Source organism: Bradyrhizobium sp. JHI2711 (assembly GCF_056156565.1).
Map to the genome: position 1 here is coordinate 173,440 of NZ_JBPZPT010000005.1, position 17,980 is coordinate 191,419.

17 protein-coding genes are annotated in these 17,980 nt (G+C 64.3%); 11 read left to right on the plus strand and 6 right to left on the minus strand.

Going from position 1 to position 17,980, the window contains the following annotated elements; translation table 11 throughout:
• The first annotated feature begins 26 nt into the window (after positions 1–26).
• Positions 27–440, plus strand: a complete 414-nt coding sequence (locus tag ACTEK7_RS31420; RefSeq protein ID WP_036027923.1) for a flagellar assembly protein FliX — start codon at positions 27–29, stop codon at positions 438–440.
• Positions 441–452: 12 nt separating this feature from the next.
• Here ACTEK7_RS31420 and ACTEK7_RS31425 read toward each other — a convergent pair whose 3' ends face one another.
• Positions 453–824 carry a winged helix-turn-helix transcriptional regulator gene (locus ACTEK7_RS31425; RefSeq protein WP_025037390.1) on the minus strand — a complete coding sequence of 124 codons (372 nt, stop codon included), beginning with the start codon at positions 822–824 and terminating at the stop codon, positions 453–455.
• A 163-nt stretch (positions 825–987) separates the two neighbouring features.
• Here ACTEK7_RS31425 and ACTEK7_RS31430 point away from each other — a divergent pair, with 163 nt between their 5' ends.
• The 5 genes from ACTEK7_RS31430 (at position 988) to ACTEK7_RS31450 (ending at position 6,039) form a co-directional block, all read left to right on the plus strand.
• Entirely contained in the window at positions 988–1,599 is a 612-nt protein-coding gene (locus ACTEK7_RS31430) for an NAD(P)-dependent oxidoreductase (protein WP_036013109.1), read from the plus strand.
• A 217-nt stretch (positions 1,600–1,816) separates the two neighbouring features.
• The gene (gene dksA, locus ACTEK7_RS31435) at positions 1,817–2,182 is read left to right on the plus strand and encodes an RNA polymerase-binding protein DksA (protein ID WP_085966600.1); all 366 of its coding nucleotides are present in this window, start codon (positions 1,817–1,819) and stop codon (positions 2,180–2,182) included.
• Positions 2,183–2,638: 456 nt separating this feature from the next.
• Positions 2,639–3,664, plus strand: coding sequence for an SDR family oxidoreductase (locus ACTEK7_RS31440; protein ID WP_225147601.1), 1,026 nt, complete (start codon positions 2,639–2,641; stop codon positions 3,662–3,664).
• 82 nt (positions 3,665–3,746) lie between these two features.
• On the plus strand, positions 3,747–4,526 hold the full coding sequence (locus ACTEK7_RS31445; RefSeq protein WP_225147600.1) for a 2-keto-4-pentenoate hydratase: 780 nt from the start codon (positions 3,747–3,749) through the stop codon (positions 4,524–4,526).
• A gap of 346 nt (positions 4,527–4,872) precedes the next feature.
• On the plus strand, positions 4,873–6,039 hold the full coding sequence (locus ACTEK7_RS31450; RefSeq protein ID WP_225147599.1) for a PcfJ domain-containing protein: 1,167 nt from the start codon (positions 4,873–4,875) through the stop codon (positions 6,037–6,039).
• Positions 6,040–6,173: 134 nt separating this feature from the next.
• Here ACTEK7_RS31450 and flgH read toward each other — a convergent pair whose 3' ends face one another.
• From flgH to flgF, 4 genes are read right to left on the minus strand one after another with little or no spacing between them, the layout of a single operon-like run.
• Positions 6,174–6,938, minus strand: coding sequence for a flagellar basal body L-ring protein FlgH (gene flgH, locus ACTEK7_RS31455; RefSeq protein ID WP_025037386.1), 765 nt, complete (start codon positions 6,936–6,938; stop codon positions 6,174–6,176).
• 4 nt (positions 6,939–6,942) lie between these two features.
• Positions 6,943–8,073, minus strand: a complete 1,131-nt coding sequence (gene flgA, locus ACTEK7_RS31460) for a flagellar basal body P-ring formation chaperone FlgA (protein WP_225132775.1) — start codon at positions 8,071–8,073, stop codon at positions 6,943–6,945.
• Between the two features lie 10 nt (positions 8,074–8,083).
• Positions 8,084–8,872, minus strand: coding sequence for a flagellar basal-body rod protein FlgG (flgG, locus tag ACTEK7_RS31465; RefSeq protein WP_036013098.1), 789 nt, complete (start codon positions 8,870–8,872; stop codon positions 8,084–8,086).
• A gap of 16 nt (positions 8,873–8,888) precedes the next feature.
• Entirely contained in the window at positions 8,889–9,650 is a 762-nt protein-coding gene (gene flgF, locus ACTEK7_RS31470; protein ID WP_128264476.1) for a flagellar basal-body rod protein FlgF, read from the minus strand.
• 383 nt (positions 9,651–10,033) lie between these two features.
• On the opposite strand from flgF, the gene fliL reads away from it, so the two are divergent.
• The 5 genes from fliL (at position 10,034) to ACTEK7_RS31495 (ending at position 13,752) form a co-directional block, all read left to right on the plus strand.
• Entirely contained in the window at positions 10,034–10,531 is a 498-nt protein-coding gene (gene fliL / locus ACTEK7_RS31475; protein WP_225147598.1) for a flagellar basal body-associated protein FliL, read from the plus strand.
• A 19-nt stretch (positions 10,532–10,550) separates the two neighbouring features.
• Complete coding sequence (fliM, locus tag ACTEK7_RS31480) at positions 10,551–11,753, plus strand: flagellar motor switch protein FliM (RefSeq protein WP_036027916.1); 1,203 nt, start codon at positions 10,551–10,553, stop codon at positions 11,751–11,753.
• Positions 11,750–12,196 (plus strand): DUF6468 domain-containing protein, encoded by a 447-nt coding sequence (locus ACTEK7_RS31485; protein ID WP_074448249.1) that lies wholly within the window; start codon positions 11,750–11,752, stop codon positions 12,194–12,196. Before fliM ends, ACTEK7_RS31485 begins: the two co-directional genes overlap by 4 nt.
• Positions 12,197–12,205: 9 nt before the next feature.
• Entirely contained in the window at positions 12,206–12,967 is a 762-nt protein-coding gene (locus ACTEK7_RS31490) for a MotE family protein (RefSeq protein WP_036043778.1), read from the plus strand.
• Between the two features lie 587 nt (positions 12,968–13,554).
• Entirely contained in the window at positions 13,555–13,752 is a 198-nt protein-coding gene (locus ACTEK7_RS31495; RefSeq protein ID WP_074448248.1) for a hypothetical protein, read from the plus strand.
• A 21-nt stretch (positions 13,753–13,773) separates the two neighbouring features.
• Here the strand turns inward: ACTEK7_RS31495 and ACTEK7_RS31500 are convergent, their stop codons facing one another.
• On the minus strand, positions 13,774–17,865 hold the full coding sequence (locus ACTEK7_RS31500; RefSeq protein ID WP_225147597.1) for a VCBS domain-containing protein: 4,092 nt from the start codon (positions 17,863–17,865) through the stop codon (positions 13,774–13,776).
• Between the last annotated feature and the right edge of the window lie 115 nt (positions 17,866–17,980).

Sequence of the window (17,980 nt, forward strand, 5' to 3'; positions counted from 1 at the left end):
GGCATCGATCACCCGGATTCTTTCCGATGCGCATCTACGGACCGAACGGTACGACGCTTGGCACGCCGGCCAGCCAGGCCAAGCGGACGGGCTCCGGCAGTTTCGTGCTGCCCGACACCTCATCGGCGCAGGAGACGCGGAGCGCTGCCGCACCGAAGGCGGCCGCCAACATCGATGCGCTGCTAGCGTTGCAGGGTGTCGAGGAGGATCCGGTCGAGCGCCGCAAGCGCTCGGTCGCCCGCGGCAGGACTGCGCTCGACGTGCTCGACGATCTCAAGATGGGCCTGTTGTCCGGCAATCTCGACGCCTCGACCGTGATGCGGCTGCGTGATGCGGCGGCCCACCTGAAATCGTCCTCAGGCGATGCCGGTCTCGATGCGGTGCTCTCCGAGATCGAGCTGCGGGTCGAGGTCGAACTGGCGAAGGCCGGGCAGGCGTAGTCACGGAGGCTCTTACGCCGCTTCCTCCTTCAACTGCGCATCATAGCGGCGCTGGGCGGCGAGCACGTCTTTCAGATTTTGCTCGGCCCAATCGCGTAAGGGATCCACAGCCGCCGCCAGTGTCAGGCCGAGCTGGGTGATCGAATATTCCACCGTCACTGGCACGGTCGCGATGGCGCGGCGCCTGATCAGGCCGTCGCGTTCGAGCGACTTGAGCACCTGGCTCAGCATCTTCTGCGAGATGCCTTCAATCGTGCGGCGCAATTGATTGAAGCGCATCGGCTCCTCGCGCAGGAGCAAGAGGATCAGCACCGCCCATTTGTCGCCGACGCGATCGAGGATTTGGCGGGTGGGGCAGTTCGCTGCGTAGACGTCGGGTTTCATCGTCGGTTCTCGGAAATCCATACCGTTGCTTGGCATCCGCGTGCCGGTTGTACGCGATCAGTTACCTCAGCGTAATCAGGTAAGCACAAAGTGCTCTCTTAACACCAGCATTCTTTGCGATATCTAGTCTCTGTCAGTTACCATAGAAGCAAAGGAGCCTTCCATGAAAATCGCAGTCGCCGGCGCCTCGGGCCGGGCGGGGTCGGAGATCACCAGGGAACTGTCCCGCCGCGGCCACACGGTCACGGCCATCGCCCGGAACCCGGAAAAGATTGCGGCCCTGCCGAACGTCACGCCAACCAAGGGGGATGTGCTCGACCAGGCGGGCCTCGCCAAGCTGTGGGCCGGTCACGACGTCGCCGTGAGTTCCGTGCACTTCCTGGCCAGTGATCCGCTCAAGCTGATCGGTGCGGCGAAGGACTCTAAGGTCGGTCGCTACCTCGTGGTGGGCGGCGCCGGGAGCCTCGAGGTTGCCCCGGGCGTGAAGCTGGTCACGACTCCCAATTTTCCGGCCCAATACAAGGCCGAAGCGGAGGCGGGCTCGGCCTTCCTGGATCTGCTGCGGCAGGAAAAGGACCTGAACTGGACCTTCATCTCGCCCTCGGCGCTGTTCGAGGAGGGGGAGCGCACCGGCAAGTTCCGGCTCGGGACCGACCAGCTTCTCGCAGATGCGAACGGCAAGAGCTGGATCACCTTCGCCGACTACGCCATTGCGCTCGCCGACGAGATCGAAAAGCCGGCCCACCTGAAGCAGCGCTTCACGGTCGGCTATTAAGGGCGGCCAGCTGCCTCCAAGCCCTCAAGGATAAACCTTCCTGTGCAAGGGCTTGGGGGCGCGGATCGGGCGGTGAGGGAAATATTGTCTGTCACGGGAGGCCACTATATAAGGCCCGGCTCAACGGACCCCGGTCCGTCCGCGAGTCGTTGCTTAAGAAGATAGGCCTCCCTTGGAAAAGTTGAAAAACTACCGACCGACCGACAAAGAGCCTTTCATGAACGACCGGCAGAAGGAGTACTTCCGTTTGAAGCTCCTCGCCTGGAAGGATGAGATCCTCAAAGAATCCAAGCTCACCCTGCAGGCTCTGCAGGAGGAGAACGTGAACCACCCCGATCTCGCCGATCGGGCCTCGTCCGAAACCGACCGTGCCATCGAACTCCGCGCCCGCGACCGCCAGCGCAAATTGATCGCCAAGATCGATGCCGCGCTCCAGCGTATCGAGGACAACACCTACGGCTATTGCGAGGAAACCGGCGAGCCGATCTCGTTGAAGCGGCTCGAGGCCCGGCCCATCGCGACGCTCTCGGTGGAAGCGCAGGAGCGCCACGAGAAACGCGAGAAGGTCTATCGCGACGAATAAGGTCCGAGCCGCAGAGATGCGGCTCTTTGTTTTTGGACGCAGGGCGCCATTTCGCGCCATGCTCCGCATATTGCCCACAGCTTGCCGTCGCGCCCACCATGGCGACAGCGCGATCGCGAAAAGTGAATCGCGATCAACGGGCTAGACCGGATTGCTCCGAGCTCACGTGAGTTCGGATGAGAAACAGCCTTCACTTCAGGTGCGGGAGATTTTGCGAGTCGCATCAACGAGATCAACTCTGAAGTTGAGACGCTGATCCAGCTGCATCAAGCATCGCTGCAATCAGGCCTGCTGCGACGTCCCAAGCCGGGTATCCCCATTAAGCCTGGGCCAGCTCAATATTTCCTTAAACGCCGGCAGCAGGCCGTACGCCGATCGAGCGCCGCAAAGGCGCCAACACGAAGCGCGCCGTTCTTCAGCGCTAACAGAGTCTCCAGCTTGCGGGGAACGTGGGTCATGAGCACTGTTCTGGTCACCGGCGGGTCGGGCTTCGTCGGCATCCATGTCGTCCTGCAACTTCTGGCCGCCGGCCATGCCGTGCGGACGACGGTGCGCCGGCCAGAGCGCCAGGCCGATGTGCTCGCCATGCTGCGCGAGGGCGAGGCGGCGACGCCCGAGAGCGTGGCCTTCGTCACCGCCGATCTGACCCGGGACGACGGCTGGGCGGCGGCGGTCGCGGGCTGCGACTACGTTCTCCATGTGGCGTCCCCGCTCTCGACCACCGTCCCCACGGACGAGAACGAGATGATCATCCCCGCCCGCGACGGAACGATCCGGGTGCTCCGGGCCGCGCGCGCGGCCGGTGTCAAGAGAGTCGTCATCACCTCGTCGCTGGGCGCGATCGGCTATGGCCATCCGCCGCGCGACAAGCCGTTCGATGAGACCGAATGGACCAATCTCGCCGGTGTCGACGGCCAACCCTACGTCAAGTCCAAGACGCTGGCCGAGCGGGCGGCTTGGGATTTCGTCGCGCGCGAGGGCGATGGGCTGGAGCTGTCGGTGATCAACCCCGCCGGCATTTTCGGGCCCGTGCTGGGGCCGGACTTTTCCGGCTCGATCGAGATCGTCAGATCGCTGCTCGACGGCGCCATGCCGGCCGTGCCGCGGGTCTATTTCGGCGTGGTCGACGTCCGCGACGCCGAGCTGCACCTGCGGGCGATGACTGCGCCGGAGGCGAAAGGCGAGCGCTTCATCGCGGTCTCCGGCGAGACGATGTCGATCCTCGACATCGCCCGCGTGCTGCGGCGGGAACTCGGGCCGCGGGCGCGCCGGGTTCCGTGGCTCCAGGCGCCGGACTGGCTGGTGCGGCTGGCCGCGCGCCGGATTCCGCTGCTGCGTGCGGTCGTGCCGATGCTCGGAAAAGTCAGGCATTCCACCAGCGCCAAGGCCAAGTCGCTGCTCGGCTGGCAGGCCCGCTCCAACGAGGAGGCGATCCTTGCGACCGCCGAGAGCCTGATCCGGCTCGGCCTCGTCAAGGGGTGAGGGCATGCCGCCCGCGCTTGTCAGGCCGGAGCGGGGATGCTGAAGTGCCGCCTTGGACTGCGTAGCGTGGGAGGCGGCGCCGATGGACAAGATTCTCGAAGCCGCAAAGGCGATCGCGCTGGCGCGCCGCAACCACGCCCCGCTCGCGGCGCTGGAGCGGCCCCCTGCGGACGAAGCCGAGGGCTATCAGGTCCAGCGCACCCTGCACGATCTGCTGCTGCCGCATGTCGGCCCGCTCGTCGGCTACAAGATCGGCTGCACCAGCCAGGTGATGCAGGACTATATCGGCATCCCGCACCCTTGCGGCGGCGGCGTGTTCCAGAAGGGCGTCCATGACAGCGGCGCCAAGCTCGCCGCCTCCAATTATGTCCGCGTCGGCGTCGAATGCGAGATCGCGGTGCGGCTGAAGCGGGACCTTGCCGCCGGCGAAGCGCCCTTCACGGCCGAATGGGTCGGCGAGGCGGTCGAGTCCTATCATCCCGCCATCGAGATCGTCGACGACCGCTACGTGAAATGGGAGACGATGGGCGCGCCGACCTTGATCGCCGACGATTTCTTCGCCGCCGGCTGCGTGCTGGGTCCCTCGGTCCCGCGCTCGTTGGTGCCGGACCTCAAGGCGGTCAAGGGCCGCGCCATCGTCAACGGCGAGGAGGTCAGCCACGGCACCGGCGCCGACGTGCTCGGCCATCCCCACAACGCGCTCGCCTGGCTCGCCAACCATCTCGCCGCCGAAGGCAAGGGGCTGCACGCCGGGCAGCTCGTGCTCACCGGCAGCCTGGTGAAGACGCTGTGGCTGAAGGCCGGCGACAAGGTGCGGATGGAGCTGGACGGGCTCGGCGTGGTGGAGGCGGAGTTTACGTGAGGGGTATTGGTCCTCTCCGCAGTCATTCCCCGCGAAGGCGGGGAATCCGGTACGTCGCGCCTTCGCCAAGGCTTCGGCGGACAAGTCGCTGCGCTCGCAATGACGGAGTGTGTTGTCGCGGCGTTGCAATAATGTCGCGGACCTGCCTCGCAGTACGCAGTTTCTGACACATCCCGACAAAGGCATCTTGCGCCCGCCGGCAATCGGGTCTATGAGCCCCGTCCCATTCAACCTGCGCGTTCAAAATTGAGGAGACCAGCCGTGAGTACTTTGTGGCGATCGACACATTCCGTGCCGACGCTCTCAGTGCGTCCGGCTGACAGTCATCCAATCATGTTGAACGACAATGGCACAGTCATTGATTCAGCGCCGGCGGGAGGCCGAGCGCACGCGGGTTGAAGCCTACGAGCTGTCGCTGCGGCACGTGGCGCAGCGGACGCGTCCTCCACCGGATTTCGAGAACGCGATCAAAGAGGCCAGGCGTGGCTTCGAGGCGAACGTCCTTCGCGATGCTTCGGCATGGAAGCCGCAGCTGAAAACTCGCGACGCGGCGCGTCTTCGTCTTGGCGCCGCCCGCTATCTCTTTGCGCGCTATCCTGTCGCTGAGCATCTGGAGCAGATCTGGATCGACAGCGCGGGACTGAGCCGCGACGAGATCATGTTGCGCAAGCGATGGTATGTCGTGGCGGCCGGCGGCGGTTCGCTCTACGCTGCCGGTGCGGCCGAATGGCTGTCTCGCAAGGAGGTCCATGCCTTCCTCAATCCGTTGGGGAAGGTCGGCTTCGAGGCTGCGATCTGGCAGGCGATTGCGCGTTCCTATGCGACCGATCCCGCTGTTGCGATGCGGATCGCGCGCACCAGGATCACGCAGACGCAGCGCGCTGAGCATCGCTTCTGGCGTGAGGTGGTGCGTTTCTTCTGCGCGCATGCCACCACGGTCGAGGACATGGATGACTTCCATGACTACCTCGCCGATTGCCACCGGCGTGATCCAGAGTACACCCTCAAGGGGCGTTCACTGATCTCGCTTGGGCGGCAGATGCGCGAATGGCATCGCGATCTCGATGCGATTGCTCGTATCGAGGCCGCACGCCGTCGCGCCGAGGCGGCGCGAAACCGTGCGCGGGGGCTGGCAGCAGGCCCCGAGCAGAGCGAGGACCGTTGGCCCGGTGCAGCGATCGCGGACTGGTCATGGACCAAGTCGTCCAAGGACCGCGCCAAGCGCGAAGAATATGTCGTGGTCCAGTTGCGGACCGCAGCCGATCTCGTGGCTGAGACGCGGGGCATGCGTCACTGCGTCGCCACTTACGCGACAAAGTGCATTGCCGGGCATGCCTCGATCTGGTCGCTCCGTCGCCGTGCCTCGGGTGACGTCCAGCGGCTGCTGACCATCGAGCTTGATACCCGTTCCAGGGCGGTTCAGGTTCGCGGGTTTGCGAACCGTCCGCCGTTTGCCGAGGAGTGCAAGATCCTCCAGCGATGGGCGCAAGCACGCGGGATCATGCTGCTGTGAGAGAAGCCTGCGCCGCTTCGCCGGCGCAGGCAAAATACATGCGGCCCTCGCCAGGGGAGCTAGCGAGGGCCGCGTAGTACATCGTCGTTCGCGCCTTTAGTTCGCGAGCACGATGTGGGAGCTCTTGAAGGCGCTTAGAAGGGCAGCAGCACGTCCATGACCTGCTGGCCGTAGCGCGGCTGCTGCACGTCGGTGATCTGGCCGCGGCCGCCATAGGCGATGCGGGCCTGGGCGATCTTGGTGGAGTCGATGGTGTTGTCGCTCTGGATGTCTTCGGGGCGGACGATGCCGGCGACGATCAGCTCGCGAATTTCGAAGTTGACGCGGATCTCCTGCTTGCCTTCGACCACCAAATTGCCGTTCGGCAGCACCTGGGTCACCACCGCGGCGACGTTGGTCTGCAAAGCTTCCTTGCGGTCGACGCTGCCCTTGCCCTCGCTCGAGGAGGTCGAGTCGGCGGTCAGAATGCGGCCGGGGAGGATCTTGTTGGCCTGAGTGATCGTCTGGGAGCCGATGAAGTCCGTGATCCCGGAATCTTCCTTGTTGCTGCGGCTGCGCGAGGTGTCGTTCTCGATGTTGGCCTTGTCGGTGATGTTCACGGCCACCGTCAGGAGATCGCCGACCTGGCGGGCGCGCTGGTCCTTGAAGAAGGCGCGGCTGCCGTTGCGCCACAGCGAGTTCGGATTGTAGGAGGCGACCTCGGGCTTCGGCATGGGCATCTGCACCGGCTTGTAGCCGGGCTGCGTCGTCGGGTTGTCGATCGCCGACAGCTTCGGCTGCTCGCCGATCTGCGACAGGCGGTCGATCGAGGAGCAGCCGCTCGCCAATGCGCAAGTCGCCAGCAGCAGGGCAGAGATCGCGATGCGACGAAGGCGGGAGGCCGAACTGAACGTGGACATGAATCTACTCTGACTTGGCTGGAGCTTGCGAGAGGCGAACTTGCGGAATCTGGGCTTGGGCGATCTCGGCTGCGGACGCGGGTGCCTGGACCAGGCTCTGCGCCAGGGCAGCGGCCGCCGGCACGGGGTCGCGCTTGACCGACGAGGTCTGCTCGACCGCCGGTGCCATCGGTGCGGACTGGCTGGCGCCCTGCACCGTGATCTGGCCGCGGCCGGTCACGATGCCGGTCAGCGTGCGCTTGGAGTGCAGATTGAGCACGCTGACGGTATCGCCCTCGGCGCCGCTCTCGATCGCCTTGCCGCGCGTGGTGAGATAAAGGCCGGGCACCTGGTAGATGATGGTGACCGCCTGGTCGCGCACCACGAAGTCGGGCCTGACGAGGTCGGCTGCGCGGATCGGCGTGCCCGCGCGCATTGCTCGGCGCAGCTGCATGCCGATGCTGCGGTCGCGCGAGGCAGGCTCGCCGGTGACCTCGGCCTTCGGCCGGCGCTCCAACGACAGGTCGGAAGATTTCAGAAGCTCGGCGCGGTCGATGTCGCGGGTCAGCACGGCGACCTCCACCGTCTCGATCGCGGTGCCGGTGAAGCGCAGCTTGGTCGGCGCGGCATTGCCGTCGTTGGCAATCTCGAAGGCGATGTCGAAACGGCCGCTGCGGGCATCATAGCGGGTTGCGACCGGCTGCAGCGCGCCGCTGTTGGAGGCGTCCAGCCGCATCTCGGCGACGCTGCGGTCGAACGTGATGGTGATGTTGGCGGCGTCTCCGAGGCCGAAGCGGCGCTCGAGCGCCGCGGCGACGGCGTTCTCGATATCCTTGCTCGCGAGCGTGCGGGCGAGGCGGGTGACCTGGACCTCCTTGATGTCCCCGGTCATGACGCCGATCACCTGTTTGGCCCGCAGCACCGACAGCACCTGGCCGACCGTCAGCGTGCCGGTGGTGCCGAGATCGGGCGAGCGGTAGACCGGGATCAGCGCGGCCGATCCGGCGTTGTCGATGAGATCGCCGATCCGCACCACGTCCGAGGTCACGGTGACGCTCGCGCGCAGCGTCGGCGCGGCGATGAAATCGTTGGCGGCCGCTGCCGGCAAGGCCAGCGCGAGAAGGATGGAGATGGCGGCGAGGGTGGCGCGGATCATCGTCATCACCTCAGCGGAACAGCGCCGTGGTCGATTGCATCATCTGGTCGGCGGCGCTGATCACCTTGGCGTTCATCTCGTAGGCGCGCTGGGCGGCGATCAGGTCGCTCATCTCCGAGACGACGTCGACATTGGCCTGCTCCAGGCTGCCTTGCGTGAGCTTGCCGTAGCCTTCGGTGTTCGCGGTGCCGTCCTGCGGCGCGCCGGACGAGGGCGTCTCGGTGAACTGGTTGTTGCCGACCGGCTGCAGGCCCGCCTTGTTGATGAAGCGCGTGACGCCGATCTGGCCGACGATCGAGGAGGTGGTTGAGCCCGGCAACGTCACCGAGACCTGGCCCTGCTCGCTCACGGAGATGCCCGAGGCGTTGTTGGGAATGGTGATGGTGGGCTGCACCGGATTGCCCTGCGCGGTGACGACGCGGCCCTGATTGTCCATCTGGAAGGTGCCGTCGCGGGTGTACTGGAAGGTGCCGTCGGGCATCAGAATCTTGAAGAAGCCCTCGCCCGAGATGGCGAGGTCGAGGTCGTTGCCGGTCTGCGACAGCGTGCCTTGCGTCATGCTGCGCGGCGTGCCGACGGTCTTGACGCCGCCGCCGATGTCGACGCCGACCGGCAGGATGGTGCCCTGGTCCGACGACTGGGCGCCGACGCGGCGGACGTGCTCGTAGATCAGGTCCTGGAACGCCGCCGTCTGCTTCTTGAAGCCGGTGGTGCGGAGGTTGGCGATGTTGTTGGAGATCACCTGAACGTTGAGTTCCTGTGCCGCCATTCCGGTCGCTGCGGTGTGAAGCGCCTGCATCTCAGTTCTCCTTCAATCAGGCCGGAACGTCGGCGAGCTTCTCGATCGCCGATTTGTGGAGGTCGCTCTGCTGCTGCAGCAGGTTGGCGACCGCGGCGTAGCTGCGCATCACCTCGACCATGCGGGTCATCTCGCCGACCGCATTCACGTTCGACTTCTCGACATAGCCCTGCTGCAGGGTGGACTTGGTGTCGGGCTGCTGGTTCGCCGAGCCGGCGGCATAGAGATTGGCGCCGAGCTTGGTCAGCTTGGCCGGATCGTCGAACGAGACCATGCGGATCTTGCCGCGGATCGAGTCGGTCCGCGCCGTGCCCTCGAGCACCGTGACGGTGCCGTCGGGCGCGACGTTGATGTCGTGGTCGGTCGGCTGAAAGGTGATCGGGCCGGCATTGCCAAGCACGAGATTGCCGTCGGCGGTGACGAGCTGGCCGGTGCTGTTGAGCGAGAACTTGCCGTCGCGGGTATAGAACTCGCCGCCATTGGCCTGCACTGCGAAATAGGCGCCGCCGTTGATCGCCATGTCGAGCGGATTGTTGGTCGGCTCCAGCGGCCCCTGGCTGATGTTGCGGAAGGTGCCGCGGTCCTGGACATAGGAGACCCGGCGGTCGCGGCCGATGAAATTGTCCTCACGCGCGTTCGAGTTCAGATATTCCTCGAACAGCGAATGGTCGGACTTGAAGCCGTTGGTGTTGGCATTGGCGACGTTGTTGGCGATGACATCCATCTGCCGTTCCAACGTCATCTGCCGTGACAAGCCGATCAGACGCGCGTTCTGCATCGGAAATCTCCCCTGAGCGGATCTGCCATTTCGCTCTCCCAAGCGCCTTGGCGGACCCTGTGGCCGAGACCGTCGGGCTCTCCCAAGCCGTGAGGTCTCGGGCCTGTCTCAGCGAAAGCCGTGCCAATCAGGAAAATCACGTAACTTCAATGTGTTGGCGACTTTCGAGGGGCGCGAGCAGGCGGCAGAAAGGTTCTGTTAGCCATGTTTGCCCGGCAGATTTTTCCTAGCGGCGGCCCAATCGAAAGATTCCGTTAACCATTATTACCGTAGCGTTTGCGCATCAGAGGAGCGCATTGCGCTGGGGCATTCGTATCGCGTCATTGTCTGCCAGGAGGCTTCGCTCTTTCGACCCCTTTGAGAGATAACCGGGCGCGGCAACCATGGCAGAGAACGAGGAAGGCGGCACAGCCGCCGAGGGCGCGGAAGCCGCTCCGCCGAAGAACAAGCTCAAGCTCATCATCATGGTCATCGGCGTGCTTGCCGTGCTCGGCGGCGGTGCTGCGACCTGGTTCTTTTTCTTCCGTCATGGCGGCGATGAGCATCATGCCGAGGCCGCGCCGCCGCCGAAGCCGCCTGCCTTCGTCGACGTTCCCGACCTGATGGTCAACCTCGCCGGTTCGCCGGGCGAGCGCGTACAATATCTGCGGCTGAAGATCGTGCTGGAGCTGAAGGAAGAGAAGCAGATCGAGGCGATCAAGCCCACGATGCCGCGCGTCACCGACATCTTCCAGACCTATGTGCGCGAGCTGCGCCCGTCCGACCTCAACGGTTCGGCCGGCATCTTCCGCCTCAAGGAGGAGCTGACCAAGCGCGTCAACGCGGCGGTCGCCCCGATCCAGGTCAGCGCCGTGCTGTTCAAGGAAGTCGTGGTCCAGTGAGCATGACGGACTAGGGATCATGGCGGGCAACGACCAAGTCGACCAGGATGCAATTGCCGCCCAGTGGGAGGCCTCGCTCGATAGCGAGGATCCCGCCGAGGCGGCAAAGGCTGCCGCCGAGAACGAGCTATCGGAGACGATGGCCCTGCAATGGGCCGCCATGGTCGAGGACGGCAGCCGCGATCTCGGCACCGGCAAGAATTCCGGCGAGCGGGTGTTGTCCCAGGAGGAGATCGACAATCTCCTCGGCTTCACCGTCGGTGACGTCACGCTCGACGACCATTCCGGCATTCGCGCGATCATCGATTCGGCGATGGTCTCCTACGAGCGCCTGCCGATGCTCGAAATCGTCTTCGACCGCCTGGTGCGGTTGATGACGACCTCCTTGCGCAATTTCACCTCCGACAACGTCGAAGTCTCGCTCGACCGCATCACCTCGGTGCGCTTCGGCGACTACATGAACTCGATCCCGCTGCCCGCCGTCCTCACCGTCTTCAAGGCCGAGGAGTGGGAGAACTTCGGCATGGCGACGGTCGATTCCAACCTGATCTATTCGATGATCGACGTGCTGCTCGGCGGCCGCCGCGGCACCAGCCAGCTGCGCATCGAGGGCCGGCCCTACACCACGATCGAGACCGAGCTGGTCAAGCGGCTGGTCGAGGTGGTGCTGGCCGACGCCGAGCAGGCGTTCCGGCCGCTGTCGCCGGTGACCTTCTCGATCGATCGGCTCGAGACCAATCCGCGTTTCGCCGCGATCAGCCGTCCCGCCAACGCCGCGATCCTGGTGCGCCTGCGCATCGACATGGAAGACCGCGGCGGCAACATCGAGCTGCTGCTGCCTTACGCGACCATCGAGCCGATCCGGGGCGTCCTGCTCCAGATGTTCATGGGCGAAAAGTTCGGCCGCGACCCGGTCTGGGAGGGCCACTTCGCCACCGAGATCGTGCAGGCCGAGATCGCCGTCGACGCCGTGCTCTACGAGGCCGACATTCCGCTCAAGCAGCTGATGCGGCTCAAGGTGGGCGACACGCTGCCGCTCGACATGCGCGCCGACGCCAACGTCACCGTGCGTTGCGGCGACGTCACGCTGACCGAGGGGCGGATGGGCCGGGTCGGCGACCGCGTCGCGATCCGTGTGACGAAACCCTTGCGCAAGCCAAGTACGACACTTGCGATGTTCGAGAAGGTGGACGAGCAGAACAAGATGATGGAGGCCCCATGAACCACTCCCTGGGAATGGCGATCGAGACGTTGGTGGCTATCCTGCTGATGCTGACGATCGTCTACTGCGTCACGCTCAACAAGCGCTTGAGGCGGCTGAAGGCGGACGAGCATTCGCTGAAGGCCGTCATCGCCGAGCTGATCACCGCGACCGAGATCGCCGAGCGCGCGATCGGCGGGCTGAAGCTCGCCGTGCGCGACGTCAACGAGAACCTCGGCAGCCAGCTCGCCGCCGCGACGCAGATGTCGGATCAGCTCTACAAGCAGCTCGGCGAGGCCGACAACGTGGTGCGGCGCCTGTCCAAGATCGCGATCGCCGCGCGTCCCGTCACCAATCCGGAGACGGTCGCCGCGCCCGCGCCCAAGCCGTCGTCCGCGAAGGCGGTGGCGGCGGCCGCCGAAGCCTTCTCCGAGCGCCGACGATCCAACGGCCTTGCCGCATGAAGCCTGGGTATGAAGTCCTTTCGTAACATCCGCGTCATTCCGGTCGTCCTGGTCGCCGTTGCCGGCCTCGCCACGCTGAAGGTGGCGGGCCTTGCGATCAACGGCGGCTATGTCTTCGACTACAAGCCGAACCAGGGCAAGAAATCCTGGGCGGAAGAGAACCTGAATTTCCCGACCGGCCGCGAGGATCCCGACATCACCGGCTCGACCCCTGCGCCGAAGGAAGCACCCAAGCCGGCAGCGCCCGAGACCAAGATGGAGGGTGGCACCGTCGTCAAGATCGACGAGGGCCAGCCGCAGGTCTCGGCCGCGGAGCGCGCGATCCTGGAACGGTTGCAGGCGCGGCGGCAGGAGATCGAGGCGCGCCAGCGCGAGATCGACATCCGCGAAAGCCTGCTCAAGTCCGCCGAGAAGCGCATTGAGAACAAGGTCGAGGAGATGAAGGCGGTGGAAACCCGCATCTCCGCGACCCAGGCCGAGCAGAAGGCCGCCGAAGCCCAGCGCATGAAGGGCCTCGTGACCATGTACGAGGGCATGAAGCCCAAGGATGCCGCGCGGGTGTTCGACCGGCTCGAAATGGGCGTGCTGATCGAGATCGCCTCGGCGATCGCGCCGCGCAAGATGTCGGACATCCTGGGCCTGATGTCATCGGAAGCCGCCGAGCGGCTGACCGTCGAGATGGCCCGCCGCGCCAATGGCGGCGGCGATCAGTCCGCCTCGGCCGGCGAATTGCCCAAGATCGACGGCAAGCCGACGCAAAAGCCGAATTGAGGGCTCGAGGAGAAGCGCGCTTTCAATCCGCGCGCTGTCGACTGAAGCCCAGAGAAATGCCTCGTGCGCCTAATTCGCGAAGGCCTGTTGCACCCTGCGAACAGGCGGGCGCAACTGCTGCTCCATCTGGGCGAGGATATTGACCTGCTGCTTGATCAGCGCCGCCTTTGAGACGCGGGTCACGAGCTGCAGGGTGCTGTGGCAACAGGCACATTCATATGTCTTCAGGGCATATCCTCTTGCAATCGGGACGATCGCGACGACCGCTCTTGCTCTGCTACACACAATGCAACCGGCTTCTCCGCTCATTGATTACCCCCAGAGCTAACCAATGCGATTTGCATCGCCGAGATTCACATCTGATTCAGAGTCGCGCGCGAACCGCAACGAGCCGAAGGTTGTGAGTGCGCGCGCTCAGCAACCCGTCAAGGTGGAAATCAGAATCCCGTGGCGGATGCAGCCGGGGCAGGCGGCATCCTCCGGGACTGCGATGACTTGACGCGCGCAGGTGTGAAGTGGCGTACAGTGGTGCTCAAGGCGCCGTCCTACGCTTCGGTCATTCGCAGTCGGCAGCGCAGGAGGAGGCCATGAACTACTCGTCCGCAGCAGAACGCGTCATCGAGGCCGTCAACCGGATGCTCATAGCGGCGATGACATCCGCATGGACATCCGCGCTAAGCCATCAGCATGCCGCGCCGCCGGATGGCGAGGCCGGCAACGATGATCAATCTTCTCTTGGCGAAGAGAGCTCCTCGGCGCCCGATGGCGCCGGGACGCAACACTGAAGAGCCCATTGGCTCGGGGCGTCACAAGATCAGATCGTGCAAGCCGTGGCCGTGAGCCGGACTTGGGCCATGAGGCGGATCAACATCGGGCGGAGATGGTTCAGGCGTGAACGCCAGTTCGAGCCCGTGGAATCCTCCAGCGTGGCCGGGATGACCGGCGAGGTCTAGATGATCCGGCACCACGCTGTGCTGTGAGCCCTGCGAAGCGTTATCCTTGAACTTGAACGACTCGCCGAGCTGCTGCGTCTCGCTTGCAAGCGAATGGTTGGCGCCTCCGCTCGACGACTTCAGAAGGCTCGGATTGAGCGTCGCCTCTGCCATTCCATCGTTGGCACGACCGTGGGCATGCGCCGCCTCGTCGGCGTTTCCTTGAGGCGAGGCGCCGTGATTCCCGGCATTGTTCCCCGGTGCAAGCCCGCGCCCGGCGTGCTGTTCGGCGGCATTCTGGTCAAAATTCAGCGCGGCGATGGCAATGTCAGGCATGTGGCCGCTTCCAGCAATCGCGCCACTTTTGGCCAGCAATGCTGTGTCGGGACCGGCCAGGTGGTCGAAGACAAAACTGGCCTCCGTCGGTGCGGCGACGTATTGCGACATCGTAGACGGTCCGCTGCCCGAAGGAGCTACCGCAACAATAGCGAGTGTTTCGGTCGAGGGCGTTTGCATCGGGTCCGAACTGGAGATGCTCGAATATTCAGTTTGTTCGATCTGGTCCGAAGGCGTATCCAGGTTGTGGAGTGGCTCGCTTGACTGGATGTCCGGACTCTCTGCGAGGAGCGTGCCGTCGCCGCTTCCGGAGTCGGACGAGATTTCGGAAGTGATCGTCATTAGCCCGGCCGCATCACTCTGCAGGGTTGCGGTGAGGTCGGTCAGCTCGCTGGCGACCGCCACTACAGGCGCCGCTGGCGCCAGGATGAAGTCCGAGGCATCGACGGTTGCAATCCCCTGCAAATGGATTTCGAGCAGACTGGAATCGCCGATGTGCAGGGTCTGGTCCGTTGAGTTGACGTACACGATGGTTTCGTTCGACGCGCTGTCATAGATCCAGGCGATCGTATGTGGCGGCACCGTCATGTTGGTTGAGCTCAACGCCAGGATGGCAAACCCGAGCGCGCCAAAGGCGGTCAGGTCGATCCTGTCCGCTCCCGATGCGAAGTCGGTGATGGTGTCGAACTGACCGGCACGGGAATCGGCAACGAACAAATATGCGAAACGATCGTTGCCATTGCTGCCGGTGAGTTGGTCCGCACCAAATCCGCCGGTTATGGTATCGGCGCCGTTGTTGCCGTTTACCGTATCGTTTCCCGAGCCGCCGTAGATGGCATCATTGCCATCGTTGCCCTTGATCGTGTCATTGCCTGAGCCGCCATAGAGAACGTCCGTCTTGCCGGTCCCATTGACCGTATCACTGCCGGCTCCCGCATAGATGACCTGACCTGTGTCGCCGCCGCCGGCGATGGTTTCGCTCCCCGGCGTTCCGTACACGTTCGGAGGATCGGAGATCACGACGGATCCGGTGGCCAGGTTGTCAAAATCGTTGGGGTCGGCATCACTGGCGCCATGAATGGCGACCGTCACCGTCTGCGTGGTACCGTCGATCGCGGTCACCGTGAATGTGTCGGTCAGGGTGTCGCCGGAATCGAGAGCCTCAACCACGCTGTTGTTGTTGTCGAGGGTGTACGTCCATGCGCCGGCTGCGGTCATCGTGAAGGTGCCGTATCCGTCGTCGCTCGCGGTCGGTGAAGAGATCGCGGTGAACGTATTCGGCGCGTTGTCGACGTCGGTACCGGTCAGCGTGCCAGTCGCGATGGGAGCGCCGGGCGAGAAGGTTCCTGCCTCGGTCACTGAGCCGGTCGTGGTGCCGGAAATGAGGGCCGCGTCGTTGCTGCCGTGAATGGTGATCGTCACCACCTGTGGCGTGCCGTCGAGGGTCGTGACAGTAAAACTGTCGGTGAGTGTGTCCCCGACATTCAGCGCCTGCACCGCGCCGCTCGCATTGTCGAGCATGTAGGTCCACGCGCCGGCGGCGGTTAGCGTAAAGGTGCCATAACCATTCGTGCTTGCCTTGGGCGAACTCACCGCAGTGAAGGTATTGGACGCATTGTCGACGTCGGCGGCAAACAGCGTGCCGGTTGCGCTCGGGCTGCCCGGTGTCGCATTGGCAACGCCGCCGGCCTCGGTCACCGCACCGGTCGTGGTGCCGGAAACGATGGCGGCATCGTTGGTGCCATGGATGGTGACCGTCACCACTTGGGCGGTTCCATCCAGAGTGGTCACCGTGAACGTGTCGGTCAGCGTTTCGCCGGTATTGAGCGCCTGCACCGCAGCGTTGGCGTTGTCGAGCGTGTAGGTCCACACGCCGGCAGCCGTCATGGTGAAGGTGCCGTAGCCGGCGGCGCTCTGCGTCGGCGAGCCGACGGCCGTGAATGCATTTGCGATCGTGTCCACGTCGGTATCGGTGAGGGTGCCGGTCGCGATGGGCGTGCCGGGGTTAGCACTGGCGACGCCGCCAGCCTCGATGACGGCGCCGGTCGTGTCGCCGGAGATGACCGCTGCATCACTGGCTCCCTGGATGGTGATCGTCACCACCTGGGGCGTGCCTCCGATCGTGGTCACCGTGAAGCTGTCGGTTAGCGTTTGGCCGGCATTGAGCCTCTGCACTGCGAGGTTCGAATTGTCCACGGTGTAGGTCCACACGCCGGCAGCCGTCATCGTGAAGGTGCCATAGCCGCCGGTGCTCGTCGTTGGCGAACTCACGGCCGTGAACGTATTTGGTGGGTCGTCGACGTCGGTATCGGAAAGCGTGCCGGTCGCAATCGGCGTGCCGGGCGTTCCATTGGCAATGCCGCCAGCCTCGACGATCGAGCCGGTCGTGGTGCCGGAGATGATTGCAGCGTCGTCGACACCGTTGATGGTGACTGTGAACGTCTGACTCGCAGAACTGAGGCCGTCGGAAACCGTGATGACGAAACTGTCGGTCGTGGGCGCCTTCAGCGCGTTGATCGCGATGCTGTCAGGCACGAACGTGTAGGCGCCGCTCGTACTGTTGACGTAGAGCGTTCCGTACGGACCGGGCTTTGACAGGTCGTATGTCACTCCGCCGAGGACCGTCTCGCCGGCGGTTGCCCCTATGACGCCAAAGGTCAGCTTGGCGCTGCCGCTGGTGCTGCTGGCAGCGAAGATTCCGCTCGTCGCAGTGAATGTATCAAACACCACCGTATCGAGCTCGGTCGGCCCCGCTCCGGTGCTGAGTGTCGGCGGTATGGGGTCGAAAACGGGAATGGCGAATGGCGACACAGGCGCCAGCAAATTCTGCAGCGAGGGCGGGTCGGGCTGAATGAAATTGATCGGCTGCAGCGATTGGGTTTTGACGAAGGGAGGCGTGCTCGAGCCATGCGGCCCCTGTCCGTCCAGATTGGCGAGCACGTCCTGCTGTGCGGCGCGCAACTCGTCCATGCGAGCGGCCGAGTTCGCGACCTGATTGACACTGATGGTGGATCCCACTTTCTTGACGATGATCGTTTCGCCGGGATCATCGACGATGATGTGCCGTGGGATCGGCTCCTTGGTCACGAGCTCAAATGCGCCGTGCGCAAGGTCCTTGTAAGTGATGGAGTCGTCATCCAGGAATGTGACGTCCGGGTCCGCGGCCTCGGCATTCTCCGCAACCGAGAAAGTCAATGCTGCAAGCGTCAGCATTCCGAAACCGCCCGCGTGACTTCGGGCGCGAATGCCTGCAATTGGCGTATTCAGCTGGAGAGACCCGGTTTCTGCCAGCCGACCTGGTACGAAACTGAAGCTGCCTCGGGTCACGTCGAACAGGGCTGTAGGTGGCGTGCCTTCGACGTCGAAGACGAATTCGCTCAGCGCGAGGCGAGTGTCGCAGGAGATGTTGAAGAAAGTACCGTCGATAAAGCGAATCGTGATCTGTCCGTCGGCGTCAGTCTCTATCACGTCAGCCCGGTAGACAGGCGCGCCGGCTACGGCCTGTGTGGCGACGCCACTGGCTCGCGTGAGCGTACCGCAGCCGATCGCTGTATGAATATGGCCAATGATTTGGACGGGCAGGGCCGCGGCGGCCCTATTGCCAACCTGGACATCGGATGCAACCAACATGGCTCGACCTCGCCTGGGTGATTAATTCAGGCTCGGCGTGCTGCCATGGTCTTTCGGGGCGGCCCTCGCCAAGGGACAAATATCCTGGGCGCTGGCAGCCGAAGGCTTGCCGCCG